The organism is Myxococcales bacterium (assembly GCA_016720545.1).
GTDB lineage: Bacteria > Myxococcota_A > Polyangia > Polyangiales > Polyangiaceae > JAAFHV01.
Genome location: JADKKK010000001.1, coordinates 23,997 through 36,943 on the forward strand (window position 1 = coordinate 23,997; position 12,947 = coordinate 36,943).

General features: G+C 71.4%; 13 protein-coding genes. 11 read left to right on the plus strand and 2 right to left on the minus strand.

Translation table 11 applies throughout. The annotated features are described in order from the left end of the window. Positions 1 to 94 precede the first annotated feature (94 nt). The 8 genes from fabD (at position 95) to def (ending at position 6,593) form a co-directional block, all read left to right on the plus strand. On the plus strand, positions 95 to 1,042 hold the full coding sequence (gene fabD / locus IPQ09_00110; protein ID MBL0192624.1) for an ACP S-malonyltransferase: 948 nt from the start codon (positions 95 to 97) through the stop codon (positions 1,040 to 1,042). A 31-nt stretch (positions 1,043 to 1,073) separates the two neighbouring features. Continuing rightward, entirely contained in the window at positions 1,074 to 1,820 is a 747-nt protein-coding gene (locus tag IPQ09_00115; GenBank protein MBL0192625.1) for a 3-oxoacyl-ACP reductase FabG, read from the plus strand. A 227-nt stretch (positions 1,821 to 2,047) separates the two neighbouring features. Next, positions 2,048 to 2,290 (plus strand): acyl carrier protein, encoded by a 243-nt coding sequence (gene acpP, locus IPQ09_00120; GenBank protein MBL0192626.1) that lies wholly within the window; start codon positions 2,048 to 2,050, stop codon positions 2,288 to 2,290. A 183-nt stretch (positions 2,291 to 2,473) separates the two neighbouring features. Further along, positions 2,474 to 3,739, plus strand: a complete 1,266-nt coding sequence (gene fabF / locus IPQ09_00125; protein ID MBL0192627.1) for a beta-ketoacyl-ACP synthase II — start codon at positions 2,474 to 2,476, stop codon at positions 3,737 to 3,739. Next, a complete protein-coding gene (gene rpiB, locus IPQ09_00130; GenBank protein MBL0192628.1) occupies positions 3,736 to 4,191 on the plus strand; it encodes a ribose 5-phosphate isomerase B in 456 nt (151 codons plus the stop codon). The genes fabF and rpiB overlap by 4 nt, the downstream gene beginning before the upstream one ends. A 121-nt stretch (positions 4,192 to 4,312) precedes the next feature. Then, on the plus strand, positions 4,313 to 4,840 hold the full coding sequence (gene nrdR / locus IPQ09_00135; GenBank protein ID MBL0192629.1) for a transcriptional repressor NrdR: 528 nt from the start codon (positions 4,313 to 4,315) through the stop codon (positions 4,838 to 4,840). 23 nt (positions 4,841 to 4,863) lie between these two features. Continuing rightward, complete coding sequence (gene ribD, locus IPQ09_00140) at positions 4,864 to 5,946, plus strand: bifunctional diaminohydroxyphosphoribosylaminopyrimidine deaminase/5-amino-6-(5-phosphoribosylamino)uracil reductase RibD (GenBank protein MBL0192630.1); 1,083 nt, start codon at positions 4,864 to 4,866, stop codon at positions 5,944 to 5,946. Positions 5,947 to 6,089: 143 nt separating this feature from the next. Next, positions 6,090 to 6,593 carry a peptide deformylase gene (def, locus tag IPQ09_00145; GenBank protein ID MBL0192631.1) on the plus strand — a complete coding sequence of 168 codons (504 nt, stop codon included), beginning with the start codon at positions 6,090 to 6,092 and terminating at the stop codon, positions 6,591 to 6,593. Between the two features lie 89 nt (positions 6,594 to 6,682). On the opposite strand, the gene IPQ09_00150 is transcribed toward def, so the two are convergent. Further along, on the minus strand, positions 6,683 to 7,024 hold the full coding sequence (locus IPQ09_00150) for a hypothetical protein (GenBank protein MBL0192632.1): 342 nt from the start codon (positions 7,022 to 7,024) through the stop codon (positions 6,683 to 6,685). A gap of 164 nt (positions 7,025 to 7,188) precedes the next feature. Here IPQ09_00150 and IPQ09_00155 point away from each other — a divergent pair, with 164 nt between their 5' ends. Both IPQ09_00155 and maf read left to right on the plus strand, forming a co-directional pair. After that, positions 7,189 to 8,817 carry a peptide chain release factor 3 gene (locus tag IPQ09_00155; protein MBL0192633.1) on the plus strand — a complete coding sequence of 543 codons (1,629 nt, stop codon included), beginning with the start codon at positions 7,189 to 7,191 and terminating at the stop codon, positions 8,815 to 8,817. A gap of 1,121 nt (positions 8,818 to 9,938) precedes the next feature. Then, complete coding sequence (gene maf / locus IPQ09_00160; protein ID MBL0192634.1) at positions 9,939 to 10,790, plus strand: septum formation protein Maf; 852 nt, start codon at positions 9,939 to 9,941, stop codon at positions 10,788 to 10,790. Positions 10,791 to 10,804: 14 nt separating this feature from the next. On the opposite strand, the gene pepQ is transcribed toward maf, so the two are convergent. Then, positions 10,805 to 12,169 (minus strand): Xaa-Pro dipeptidase, encoded by a 1,365-nt coding sequence (gene pepQ / locus IPQ09_00165; protein MBL0192635.1) that lies wholly within the window; start codon positions 12,167 to 12,169, stop codon positions 10,805 to 10,807. A gap of 119 nt (positions 12,170 to 12,288) precedes the next feature. Between pepQ and IPQ09_00170 the strand changes: the two genes are divergently transcribed. Further along, positions 12,289 to 12,930: a hypothetical protein gene (locus tag IPQ09_00170; protein ID MBL0192636.1), complete on the plus strand. Its 642-nt coding sequence runs from the start codon at positions 12,289 to 12,291 to the stop codon at positions 12,928 to 12,930. Positions 12,931 to 12,947: the final 17 nt, after the last annotated feature.

Below are 12,947 nucleotides of genomic sequence, written 5' to 3' on the forward strand. Positions count from 1 at the left end.
AGCGAGGCGCGCGAGGGCGTTGAACAGCGCGCGCGAGGGCTGCTAGGTTCCGCGCTCGGCGAGGCGAGGTGCTCCGCCGAGGAGACGAAGGAACGTGAAGACCGCGTGGCTCTTCCCCGGCCAGGGGGCACAAACCGTCGGCATGGGGCGTCGCCTGCACGAGGCTTCGGCGGCCGCGCGCGAGGTGTTCGCGGCGGCAGACGCGGCGCTAGATGAGCCGCTCTCGGCGATGATCTTCGAGGGCCCGGAGGAGGCGCTCACGCGCACCGCCAACGCGCAGCCCGCGATCGTCACGACGAGCATCGCCACGCTGGCCGCGGTGCGCGAGCGGTGGCCTGCCCTGCCGAGCCCGAGCTACGCCGCGGGGCACTCGCTCGGCGAGTACTCCGCCCTCGTCGCGGCCGAGGCGCTCGCCCTGCCCGACGCCGTGCGCCTCGTGCGCGCGCGCGGCCGCGCGATGCAGGAGGCCGTCCCCGAGGGCGCCGGCGCGATGGCGGCGATCATGGGCCTCGACGGCGAGACGCTCGAGGGCCTCTGCAAGCGAGCCGCCGCCGACACCGGCGAGACCGTCTCGTGCGCCAACTTCAACGCGCCAGGGCAGGTCGTCATCGCGGGCACCCAGCGCGCGGTAGCGCGCGCGTCGGCCCTCGCGTCCGAGGCCAAGGGCAAGGCGATCCCGCTCAAGGTGAGCGCCCCCTTCCACTGCGCCCTCATGGCGCCCGCGGCCACCTCGGTCGCGAGCGAGCTCGATCGCGTAGTGGTCAACAATCTTGTCTTTCCGGTGGTGGCGAACGTCGACGCGAAGGCGAACCGCGAGGCCTCGCGGGTGAAGGAGCTGCTCGTTCGCCAGGTCGACGGCGCGGTGCGCTGGGAGCAGGCCGTCCGGCTGATGCACGCCGAGGGCGTCACCCACGCCGTCGAGCTCGGGCCGGGCAAGGTGCTCGCCGGGCTCCTGAAGCGCATCGCGAAGGACGTGACCGTCCTCAGCGTGAGCGATCCGGAGGGCGTGGAGGCGGTCGGCCCGTTCCTCGGGCTCGCGTGAGAACGAGTAGGCCAGCAGCGAAGGAGACAGGATGTTTCGACTCGACGGAAAGGTTGCGATCGTCACCGGCGGCTCGCGCGGCATCGGGCGCGCGTGCTGTGAGGCGCTCGCGGCGCAGGGCGCGACCGTGGTGGTCAACTACGTCCGCGGCGAGGCCGCGGCGAACGAGGTCGTCGAGGGCATCGTCGCCCGGGGCGGCAAGGCCGAGGCGGCCGCGTTCGACATCGCCGACACGAAGGCCTCGGAGGCCGCCATCGACGCTATCGCCAAGCGGCTCGGGCGCCTCGACATTCTCGTCGCGAACGCGGGCATCGCCATCGACGGGCTGCTCCTGCGCCTGAAAGACGAGGACGTGAGCCGCATGTTCGACGTGAACGTGAAGGGCTCGCTCGCGTGCGCGAAGGCCGCGACGAAGGTCATGATGCGCGCGAAGACCGGGCGCATCATCTTCGTCTCCAGCGTCATCGCCGAGATGGGGAACGTAGGGCAGACCGCCTACGCCGCCACGAAAGCCGCCCTCCTCGGCGTCACCAAGTCGATCGCGCGCGAGTTCGCGTCGCGTCAGATCACGGTGAACGCGATCACGCCCGGCTTCATCGAGACCGACATGACCCACGCCATGCCGGAGGCCATGAAGGAGCAGGTGCTGAAGGCCATCCCGCTCGGGCGCATCGGCGCCGCCAACGACGTCGCCGCCGCCTGCGCCTTCCTCGCGAGCGACGAGGCCGCCTACATGACCGGCCAGGTGCTCAGGGTCAACGGCGGCATGTACGTCTAGCTAGCGATCCCCCCGGCGTGCGTCTCATCGGCGTCTAAAAAACGAGGTTCCCAGGCGACCGAATTGAGGTAGAACGCCCACGTTCACTTGGTGCACGCCCCCGACGGCGTCCGCACCGGCGCTCCGCGAGCCTGGCGCCTCGAGGGCTCCTCTCGCAGCAGGCGCCCAACCGACTCCCCGTTCTTTCCCACCTCTTCGTAAGAAGCATCGACCCCCGAGGGCACGAAATGGCTCAGGACATTCCCAGCGAAGTCAAGCGCATCATCAAGGAGCAGCTCGACGTCGACGACAAGGACATCAAGCCCGAATCGACGTTCATCGAAGATCTCGGCGCAGACTCTCTCGGCCTCGTGGAGCTCGTGCTGGCGTTCGAGGAGGCCTTCGAGATCGACATCCCCGACGAGGACACCGAGAAGATCCGCACCGTGCAGGACGCGATCGACTACATCGAGAAGAACGCCAAGAAGTAGCCTCTCGCGCGAGCGAGCGACATCCACTTGGTCCCTCCGCGGGCGCACGACGGCAGAGCGCCGCGTGCGCCCGTCGCGCATTCGGTCGCTTGCCTTCGAGTGCGGCTGGACGTATCTGGCAGCGAAGCGCCTCCACCTCACCGCGTCACCGTCGTCTTCACGCCTCCGGGCCCGAGGGAGCACATGGAAAGAGTCGTCATCACCGGGGTCGGCCTCATCAGCCCCGTCGGCATCGGCACCGAGCCCACCTGGAACGCCCTCCTCGAGGGCCAGAGCGGCGCCGGCCCCATCACGCTCTTCGACGCCTCCCAGTTTCGCGTGCGCATCGCAGCCGAGGTCAAGGGCTGGGACCCCCTTGGGGCGGGCTTCATCGAGAAGAAGAAGCTGAAGGAGATGGACCGCTTCATCGAGTTCGCGGTCGCGGCGGGCAAGCTCGCCATCGCCGACGCCGCCCTCGAGCTCGCCGAGGAAGAGCGCGATCGCGCCGGGTGTTTCGTGGGCGTGGGCCTCGGCGGCCTCGCGACCCTCGAGCGCACCAAGACCACGCTCATCGAGAAGGGGCCTACGCGCATCAGCCCCTACAGCATCCCGGGCATCATCGCGAACCTCGCCGCAGGCCACTTGTCGATGCTCTACGGCCTCCGCGGCCCGTCGTTCTGCACAACGAGCGCGTGCTCGAGCGGCGCCCACGCCATCGGAGAGGCCCTCCTGTGGATGCGTCACCGCCGCATGGAGGTCATGGTCGTGGGCGGCGCCGAGGCCACCATCACGGGGGTCGGCATCGGCGGATTCGAGGCCATGATGGCCCTCTCGAAGCGCAACGACGACCCAACCGCGGCGAGCCGCCCGTTCGACCGCGGTCGCGACGGCTTCCTCTGCGGGGAGGGCGCAGGCGTGCTGGTGCTCGAGACCCTGAGCCGTGCCCGCAAGCGCGGCGCCAAGATCTACGCGGAGGTCAGCGGGTACGGCGCGTCGAGCGACGCCCACCACCTGACGGCCATCGCCCCCGGGGGTGCAGGCGCGGTGCGCTCCATGCGCATGGCCCTGGAGGACGCGGGCCTCGCGCCCGACGCGATCGACTACGTAAACGCGCACGGCACCTCCACACCGATCGGTGACATCGCGGAGTCGCAGGCCATCACCACCACGTTCGGCGCGCGCGCCACGGACCGCAAAGCCGACGGGCTCTGGGTGAGCTCCACGAAGTCGATGACCGGCCACCTGCTCGGCGCCGCGGGCGCCTTGGAGAGCGCCGTGTGCGCGCTGGCCCTCGCGCGCGGGCGGGTCCCGCCAACCATCAACTTAGTTGACCAAGACCCCGAGTGTCGCCTCGACTACGTCGCGAACACGGCGCGCGAGCGCCCGATCCGGCACGCCCTCAACAACTCGTTCGGGTTCGGCGGCACCAACTGTTCGCTCGTGCTCTCTCGCGTCGGGGCCGAGTCATGAGCGCCGACACGCCCGCGCCGGCGCTCGCCCTCGCCGCCGACCACGGCGGCCTCGCCCTCAAGGAGGCCCTCAAGGCCGCGCTGCTCGCCAAGGGCGTCGCGCTCGTCGACCTCGGCACGCACACCCCGGAGTCGGTCGACTACCCCGACCTCGCCCACCGCGCGGCGCGCGGCATCGTCGCGGGCGAATTCCCGCGCGCGATCCTCGTGTGTGGCACGGGCGTCGGCATGGCGATCGCCGCCAACCGCCACCCCGGCGTCCGCGCCGTAAACTGCTCGGACACGTACACCGCCTCGATGAGCCGGTCGCACAACGACTCGAACGTCCTCACGCTGGGCGAGCGGGTCGTGGGCCCGGGGCTCGCCTTGGCGATCGCCGAGGCGTGGCTCGCTGCGCCCCACTCCGACGACGCGCGCCACCACCGGCGCGTCGGGAAGATCGAGCCGGCGTGAGCGCCACGCGACGCGCCGCGTGCCACGCGCCCTCGGGCGTGGTATCTCGCGCGAACGTGAAGATCCCCGCAGAACCGTGGCGACCGCGGCCCGCCTCCGGGGCCGCCTCGGAGCGTGCGCGATGAAGTGCCCCTTCTGCGCGAACGGCGAGAGTCGGGTGACCGACACGCGCGCCTCCGTACAGGGCGACGTCGTGCGCCGCCGCCGCGAGTGCGAGTCATGCGCCCGCCGCTTCACCACGTACGAGCGCGTCGAGGAGGTCCTGCCCCTCGTGGTCAAGAAGGACATGCGGCGCGAGGCGTTCGATCGCCAGAAGCTGCTCGGCGGGCTCCGCCGCGCCTGCGAGAAGCGCCCGGTCTCACTGGAGGCTCTCGAGGCGATGGCCGACGCCACCGAGCGCGAGCTGATGGACTCGGGCGAGAAGGAGATCACCTCGCGCGCGCTCGGCGAGTCCGTGATGCGCCGCCTGCGCACCGCCGATGGCGTGGCCTACGTCCGTTTCGCGAGCGTTTACCGGCAGTTTCGTGACATCGACGAGTTCCGCACCGAGCTCGAGACCCTCGCCCGGGACGGCGGGCCACGCGCCGCCGAAGCGCCTCACCCTGACCCGAGCGCAGCGCTGGCGCTCGCGCCCGAGGCGACGCCTTGACCGCGGTCGACCACGAGGCGTGGATGACCCTGGCCATCGGGGAGGGCCGCTCCGGGCGCCCCTCGCCGAACCCCCACGTGGGCGCGCTCGTCGTGAAGGACGGCAAGATCCTCGCGCGGGCCCACCACGCGCGCGCCGGCGGGGAGCACGCGGAGCTCGCCGCCCTCCGGCTCGCCGGCAGCGAGGCGCGCGGGGCGACGGTCTACGTCTCGCTCGAACCCTGCAACCACCACGGCAAGACCCCGCCCTGCACCGACGCGCTCATCGCCGCGGGGGTCGCGTGTGTGGTGGTCGGCGTGCTCGACCCGAACCCGCACGTGCGCGGCGGCGGCGTCGACGCCCTCCAGAAGGCCGGCATCCAGGTGGTCACCGGCGTGTCCCAGGCCGCGGCACACGCGCTCGCGGCGCCCTGGCTGAAGCACATCACGCTCGGTCTGCCTTACGTTTCGCTCAAGCTCGCGCTCACCCTCGACGGGCGCATCGCGACGCGGAGCGGGGCGAGCAAGTGGGTCACCGGCCCCGAAGCGCGGGCGAAGGTGCACGCGCTGCGCTCCTCACACGACGCCGTGGCCGTCGGCGTGGGCACGGTCGTGGCCGACGACCCGCGCCTCACCGTGCGCGACAGCCCGGGGACGAGCCCGGTGCGGGTCGTCTTCGACACCACGCTGCGCCTGCCGCTCGACGGCCAGCTCGTCGCCTCCGCGCGCGAAATCCCCCTCGTGGTGCTCTGCTCGCTCGACGCCTCCCCCAAGGCCGAGGCCGAGCTCCAGAGCCACGGCGCCGTCGTGCTGCGGGCGCCCGAGTCCACCGCAGGCCGGGTCGACATCGAGAGCGCGCTGCGCCTGCTCGGCGAGCGCGGCATCGTCTCCATGATGGTCGAGGGCGGCGCCGAGCTCGCGGGCAGCTTCCTCGCCGGGCGACTCGCGGACGAGCTCCACGCGTTCATCGCGCCGTCGCTGTTCGGTCCGCGCGGTCGGCCAGGCGCGGTCGACTGGAAGGGCCCCGCGACCCCCACCGAGGCGCCCCGCATCACGCGGCCCGTGTGGGAGTGCTGCGGCGACGACGCCTACGTGCACGGCCCCGTCGCCTACCCCGACGAAGAGTAGTCCGCCGCGCATGAGCTCGCGACGCGGCGCATGAGCTTGGGGGGAGCGGAGGGTGCATGCATTCTGCACATTCACCAAGGTCCCCGCCCGCACCTTGCGAGAGCGCTGCGCTGTGGCCATTTTTGCGCTAAAGGGCCTCTCCCATCATGATCCTCACGATCCTGCATTACCCCGACGAGCGACTGCGTCAGCCCGGCAAGAAGATCGACGCGGTCACCCCCGAGCTGCTCCGGCTCATCGACGACATGGCCGAGACCATGTACGCGGCGCCGGGCGTGGGGCTCGCCGCGCCGCAGGTGGGCGAGGCGCTGCAGCTCTTTCTCATCGACGTCGCGACCGAGGAAGAGCCGAGTGATCTGCGGGTGTTCATCAACCCCGAGATCGTGGCGAAGGACGGCGAGACCACCTTCGGCGAGGGGTGCCTCAGCTTCCCGGGCGCGCAGGAGGACATCGTGCGGGCCGAGCGCGTGACCGTGAACGCCCTGGGACGGGACGGCGAGCCCTTCACTCTCGAGGCCGAGGGCCTCCTCGCGATCGCCGTCCAGCACGAGCTCGACCATCTCCATGGCGTGCTCATGATCGACAAGCTCGGCCCGCTGAAGAAGCGGCTCCTCCACCGCAAGATGACCAAGCGCGGAGAGCGTTAGCAGCCTGCCGCGGGTCCGACCGACCCGCCCGTCGTTCACGCCGCCTCGGCGGTCTCTCGAGCCCCGCCGTCGCCTTCACCACCGCCGCGTCAGTCGATGCACGACTCCCAGACGTTGGGGTTTGGCGCCGCCATCGCGCACCGGTGCTCCTTCTTGGTGATCTCGGCCTCGCACTGCTCGAACACCTTCCGGTAGGAGGGCTGCGCCTTCCGCACGGCGCGCTTCATGTCGCGCGCGATCTGCTTCTGGGCAGGCGGCAGCTTCGCGAGCTCGGGGTCGTCGGCGATCACCATGTCGAGGTACTTGTCGAGCATCTGCTCGCAGTCGGCCTTGGTCGCGCGGCCGTTGCACCCGAGCACCGACACCGCGAAGGGCGCGAGCGCGAGGTGACGGGCCAGCGCGGCACGAGCCAGGGTGCGGAGAACGCGCATTCCTCGGTGTATAGCCCATCTGCGGCCGCTCCGTCCCCCTCGCTCGCCTTGACGCGGGATCCCGGGTGTGAGAGCACCGCGGGCGCGCGCGGCGTCCGCGCCCACTCTCGCGCCCATCCCGCGCCTCCGCTCGCGCCCACCTCTCGCGCCACCTCGCGTAAACCATGTCGGACCTCGCCCTCCTGCGCTCGCACATCTCCAAGCGCCGCACCTTCGCCATCATCTCGCACCCGGACGCGGGCAAGACCACGCTCACCGAGAAGCTGCTGCTGTACGGCGGCGCGATCCACCTCGCGGGGTCGGTCAAGTCGCGGAGGGCGGCGCGCCACGCGACGAGCGACTGGATGGCCCTCGAGAAGGAGCGCGGCATCTCGATCAGCACGAGCGTGCTCCAGTTCGACTACGCCGGCTGTCACTTCAACCTGCTCGACACGCCCGGCCACAACGACTTCAGCGAGGACACCTACCGCACGCTCGCCGCCGCCGACTGCGCGGTCATGCTCATCGACTGCGTGAAGGGCGTCGAGCCCCAGACCATCAAGCTCTTCGAGGTGTGCCGCATGCGCGGCATCCCGATCGTCACGTTCATCAACAAGGTTGACCGCCCCGGGAAGCTGCCGCTCGATCTCCTCGACGAGATCGAGCAGGTGCTCGGCATCCCCTGCGCGCCGATGACCTGGCCCGTGGGCATGGGCCCGTCGTTCCGCGGGGTGTACGACCGCGAGACCACCACCTTCTATCGCTTCGAGGAGGGCGACGACATCGGGCACAAGGCCGCGATGGAGGTCGGCAGCCTCGACGATCCGACGCTGAGGGAGGAGATGGGCGAGACCCAGCACGCGCAGCTGCGAGACGAGCTCGAGCTGCTCGACGCCGCGGGGAACGCCTTCGATCGCGAGGCCTTCCTTCGGGGCCGAATCACCCCCGTGTTCTTCGGCAGCGCGATGAACAACTTCGGCGTGGAGCCGTTCCTGGCCCGGTTCATGGGGCTCTGTCCGTCGCCGACCACGCGCATCGCCGGCGACGTCGAGATCCCGGCGGACGCCGAGTACTTCACCGGCTTCGTGTTCAAGATCCAGGCGAACATGGACCCGCAGCACCGCGATCGCATCGCGTTCGTGCGAATCTGCTCCGGCAAGTTCGAGCGCGGCATGGACGTGCGCCACGTGCGCACGAAGAAGAAGCTCACGCTGTCGCGCTCGCTGAACTTCCTCGCCCAGGAGCGGGTCACCGTCGACGAGGCGTACTCGGGCGATATCGTCGGCGTGTGGGACCCCGGCGTGCTCCGCATCGGCGACGCGCTGAGCACCGGCCCCGACGTGGAGTTCGACGGCATCCCGCGCTTCTCGCCGGAGCACTTCGTGCGGGTGCGCTCGGCCGATCCGATGAAGCGCAAGCAGCTGAAGAAGGGCCTCGAGGAGCTCTCGGACGAGGGCGCTGTGCTCCTCCTCTTCGACCGGGACGAGAACGACGCCGAGCCGATCCTCGGCACCGTCGGCCCCCTCCAGTTCGACGTCGTGCAATACCGGCTGAAGGCCGAGTACGGCGTGCCCGCGCTCTTCGATCGAATGCCGTACAACTACGCGCGCTGGATCGAGGAGACCCCCACGGCGAAGTTCACCGCCGAAGAGATCGTGCGGCGCGGCTCGATCGCGTGCGTGTACGACGTGGAGCGCCGCCCGCTGCTCCTCTTCGACACCGAGTGGGTCATGCACCGCACGCAGGAGAAGCTCTCCGGCCTCAAGTTCATCGCCGCGGCGCAGCCGGGGCGACGAGCCCACGGCAAGCGCTGACCGACGCGGGGCGCCGCGGCGCCGGCGAGTGGCGCACGAGCTCGTAGGCCGCGAACGGCGCGTCGCCGAGGGTCTCGCTCGACGGCGCGCCACCGGCCGCGACTCGGCGACACATTTCGCCTTGACCCCCCCTTCGGCGGGTCGTACGCCACCTCGATGATCTGGCGCCCCGCCGACCCCCGCCTCTCGCGTCTCCCGCTCGCCGCCCTCACCCTCCTGGCCGTCGCAGCCGCCGGCGCGGCGTGCGGCGGCGGCGCCCCCGACGAGAGCCCCGGGGCCGACGCCCCCGCGACCAGCGCGCAGGTTCCGCCCGGCGCGACGGGATCCGGCGCGCCGTCCACGCCCTCTACGGCGTCCACGCCGCCGCCTTCGCCGTCCACGCCGCCGTCGGCGACCCCCGACGCGAGCCCGCCGCGTGACGGCGGCCCCGACTCCAGCGTCGACGCCGCTCCGCCGGACGCTGGGCCGCCGCCGGTGCTCCGCTTCGCTGCGCTCGGCGACACGGGGAAGGCCAACACGGGCCAGCGCGCCGTCGGCGCCGCGATCGCGGCGAAGTGTGCGGCGGACGGCTGCGACTTCGTGCAGCTCCTCGGCGACAACTTCTACGACAGCGGCGTCTCTTCGCCCACCGATCCGCTCTTCCAGAGCCATTTCGAGGTGCCCTACGCGAGCGTGGCGGCGCCCTTCTGGGTGGTGCTCGGCAACCACGACTACGGCGCGGGCGGCGCGGGCACCGACTTCACGCGGGGTCAGCACCAGGTCGATTACACCGCGCGCTCCACCAAGTGGAAGCTGCCCTCGAAGTACTGGCACCGAACGGCGGCGCACGCGGAGCTCATCGGCCTCGACACGAACATGATGATGTTCAGCCTCGCGTCCGACCAAGCGCGCGACGTGCCCCGCTGGATCGCCGCGGCCACGTCGACCTGGAAGATCGCGTTCGGTCACCACCCGTACCTGTCGAACGGCCCGCACGGGAACGCAGGCTCCTACGACAACCTGCCCATCGTGCCCGTCGCGAACGGCAAGGGCGTGAAGGACTTCCTCGAAGACAACATCTGCGGCCGGGTCGACGTCTACATCTGCGGGCATGATCACTCGAGCCAGTGGATCACGCCCAAATGCGGCGCGAACACGGAGCTCCTCGTGGCCGGCGCGGGCGCGTCTGCCACGACGCTAACCTCTCGAAACGCCTCGTATTTCCAGACCGAGACGTTGAGCTTCCTCTACGTGGTCATCGAAGGCAGGAAGCTCACCGCGTCGTTCATCTCGGACACCGGCGCGACCCTCTTCACTCGCTCGTATACGAAGTAGGCGGAGGGCTCGTGGGCCTCTCCGCGCATCCTCCGTCGCCTCGCTCCGAGCTCATCCTCGCCTCCACGTCGCGCTACCGGATCGAGCTCATGGACCGCCTCGGGGTGACGTACCGCGCGGTGGCGCACGGGTGCGACGAGCGCGCGGTCGAGGGCGCGGTCCCGCGTGAGCCCGCGACTGCGCACGAGGGCGCGCGTGGCTACGACGAGCGCATCGCCCTCACGCTCGCCATGGCGAAGGCCGAGAGCCTCGCCGCCGCCCACCCCGACGCGTTCGTGCTGGGCTCCGATCAGGTCGTGAGCCTCGACGGGAAAATCTTCGGCAAGCCCGGCGGGCACGAGGGCGCACGCGCCCAGCTCGCGCGCCTCTCCGGGCGCGAGCACCGCATCGTCACCGCGGTGAGCTTGCGCGCCCCCGACGGCGTGCACCGCTCCCACGTCGACGTGCACCGCATGCGCATGCGCACGCTCACCCCCGACGCCATCGCGCGCTACGTGGAGCGCGATCGGCCGTTCGACTGCGCTGGCTCGTACCGCATCGAGGCGCTCGGCATCGCGCTCTTCGAGCGCATCGAGGGCGCCGACCACACGGCGATCATGGGGCTCCCGCTCACCGCCGTGGTGCCGCTGCTGATCGGCGTCGGCTTCGCGATCCCGTAGTGGGCGGGGCGTCGCTACGAGCTCGCGGCGCCGCCGCCGACCGGCAGCCACGCGCGGGTGAGGTTCTCCGGGGCGCCGCCGTCGGGCCCCACGAAGAGGTCGTCCTCGATGCGCACGCCGCCGAGCGCGCCGAGCGCTTCGACCAGAGCGAAGCTCACCGCGCCCGCGCTCGCCCCCTCGCGCAGCTCCGCGAGCTTCTGATCGATGAAATACACGCCCGGCTCGACGGTGAAGGCCTGCCCCGGGGCGATGACCGCCGTATTTCGCAGAAACGGGTTGTCGCCGCGAGGGCGCTCGATCGCGCACCCCACGTCGTGGGTCTGGAGGCCGAGCGAGTGCCCGAGCCCGTGCGGGTAAAAGAGGCGGCTTATGCCGCGGGCGCAGATCTCGTCGGGCGAGAGGCGCACGAGCCCCACATCGGCGAGCACCGTCGACACGCGCCGGTGCGACTCGTCGTGCAGCTCCTCGTAGCGGAGCCCTGCGACCGCGCCGAGGCACAAATCACGCTGGAGGGCCTCGACGCCCTGGACGAGCCCGAGGAACGCCGAGGCCGCGGCGCTCGCGCCCTTCACCCAGGTGCGCGTGATGTCGGAGCAGTAGCCCTGAAACGTCGCGCCCGCGTCGAGCAGCAGGGACTCCTCGCCCTTGCCCTCTCTCAAGTACGCGATATGATGAAGAATTGCGCCATTTCGCCCCTTGGCGACGATGTTCTTGTAGGGCGTCTCGGGGTCGTCCTGCGCGGTCGCCCCGAGGAACGCGAGGTGAAGCTCGAGCTCCGAGGCGTCACCGGACGCGAACGCGCGGCGGACCGCCTCGTGCCCGAGCGCGGCCACGCGGTTCGCCTCGACCAGGCAGGCGCGCTCGTACGCGGACTTGGTGACGCGGAGCGCGTCGAGGTCGCGCAGGAGGGTCGCGGGGTTCTCCGCGGTCGCGTCGAGGCCCCAGTCGGCTGCGGCCTCCGGGTCCTCGCCCACGAAGGCGATCGCGCCCGTGGGCGCGAGGTCGCGGAGCAGGTCCTTACCGGCAGCGTACGCCCGGGGCCGCTCGACGCGCAGCGAGCGGTCGAACGCGGTGGTCAGCGGCGCGCGTGGGCGCTCCCAGAAATCGAGGCCGCTCGGCCACACGAGGGTCGGCGTGTGCCCGGGCGCGACGATGAGCGCGCAGTCGGGCTCGTTCAGGGCGAGCCAGTGCTGGAAGTGCGGGGTGGAGCGCAGCGCGAACGACTGGTCGTCGAAGCGCGAGCGGGACTTCGGGCGACCGCCGTGCACCACGATGGCGGCGAGCCCGTGCCGCTCGGCGATGCGCCCGTACGCGGCGGTGAGGGCGCGGAGGTGGTCGGACTGGAGGGCGTCGAGGGCGGCGAGGGTCGTCGAATCCACGCGCCGACCGTAGCACCTCCGCGGACGCGCGCGACCCGATGCCGCCGGCGCGGGAACGCCACCGCAAGCGAGCGGCAGCCTTGGGCCGCCGCGAGCTCGGGTGCTAGCCTGAGGACGCCGTGCGAGCCGTCTGCCCTCGGTGCCAGAGCGTGGGTGATGCGGGGGCCCCCGCGCCCGCGCCACACACCGCGTGCCGCGAGTGCGGCGAGGCGCAGATCGCCGCGCCCCGGGCCGACCCGACGGGCCTCGTGAAGCGCGACGAGCTGTTGCCCGACGGCACCCTCGTGCTCCGCCTGACCCGGCCACGCGAGCCAGCGGTCCGCGTGCTCGTCGTCGCCATGGCGTGGAACGCGCTCGTGGCGAGCGCGCTCGTGATCGCGTGGGAGAACGATGGCGGCACCATCTTCGTCGTACTGGCCCTCCTGCTCTCGGCGGGCCTCGGGGCCACGTACCTCGCCGTCCGAGGCCTCGTGAACCATGTGCACGTCGAGGTGGGGCCACGAGGACTCTGCGTGGAAGAGCGCCCCCTGCCCCCGTGGACCACCGCGTCGCAGCGGTCGCATCCGCGCCCCGCGCTGCTCGGGTTCGCCTTGGACGCGAACGCCGACGCCTGGGCCGGCGAGCGGGTCCACGTGCTCTTGCGCGATGGCCGCGCGGTGCCCCTGCCCTACGCGTTCGCGCGGCGCGAGCACGCGGCCTGGGTCGCGGAAGCGCTCCAGCGGCGGATCGACGAGACGAGCGCCGAGACCCCCTACCGCTGAAGGAGCCATCCCGCGCG

What these genes read in the sequence shown, in the direction of transcription:
- IPQ09_00115 (MBL0192625.1), top strand. Translation starts at nt 1,074, where the DNA reads ATGTTTCGACTCGACGGAAAGGTTGCGATCGTCACCGGCGGCTCGCGC.
- acpP (MBL0192626.1), top strand. Translation starts at nt 2,048, where the DNA reads ATGGCTCAGGACATTCCCAGCGAAGTCAAGCGCATCATCAAGGAGCAG.
- fabF (MBL0192627.1), top strand. Translation starts at nt 2,474, where the DNA reads ATGGAAAGAGTCGTCATCACCGGGGTCGGCCTCATCAGCCCCGTCGGC.
- rpiB (MBL0192628.1), top strand. Translation starts at nt 3,736, where the DNA reads ATGAGCGCCGACACGCCCGCGCCGGCGCTCGCCCTCGCCGCCGACCAC.
- nrdR (MBL0192629.1), top strand. Translation starts at nt 4,313, where the DNA reads ATGAAGTGCCCCTTCTGCGCGAACGGCGAGAGTCGGGTGACCGACACG.
- ribD (MBL0192630.1), top strand. Translation starts at nt 4,864, where the DNA reads ATGACCCTGGCCATCGGGGAGGGCCGCTCCGGGCGCCCCTCGCCGAAC.
- IPQ09_00150 (MBL0192632.1), bottom strand. Translation starts at nt 7,024, where the DNA reads ATGCGCGTTCTCCGCACCCTGGCTCGTGCCGCGCTGGCCCGTCACCTC.
- IPQ09_00155 (MBL0192633.1), top strand. Translation starts at nt 7,189, where the DNA reads ATGTCGGACCTCGCCCTCCTGCGCTCGCACATCTCCAAGCGCCGCACC.
- maf (MBL0192634.1), top strand. Translation starts at nt 9,939, where the DNA reads ATGCGGCGCGAACACGGAGCTCCTCGTGGCCGGCGCGGGCGCGTCTGC.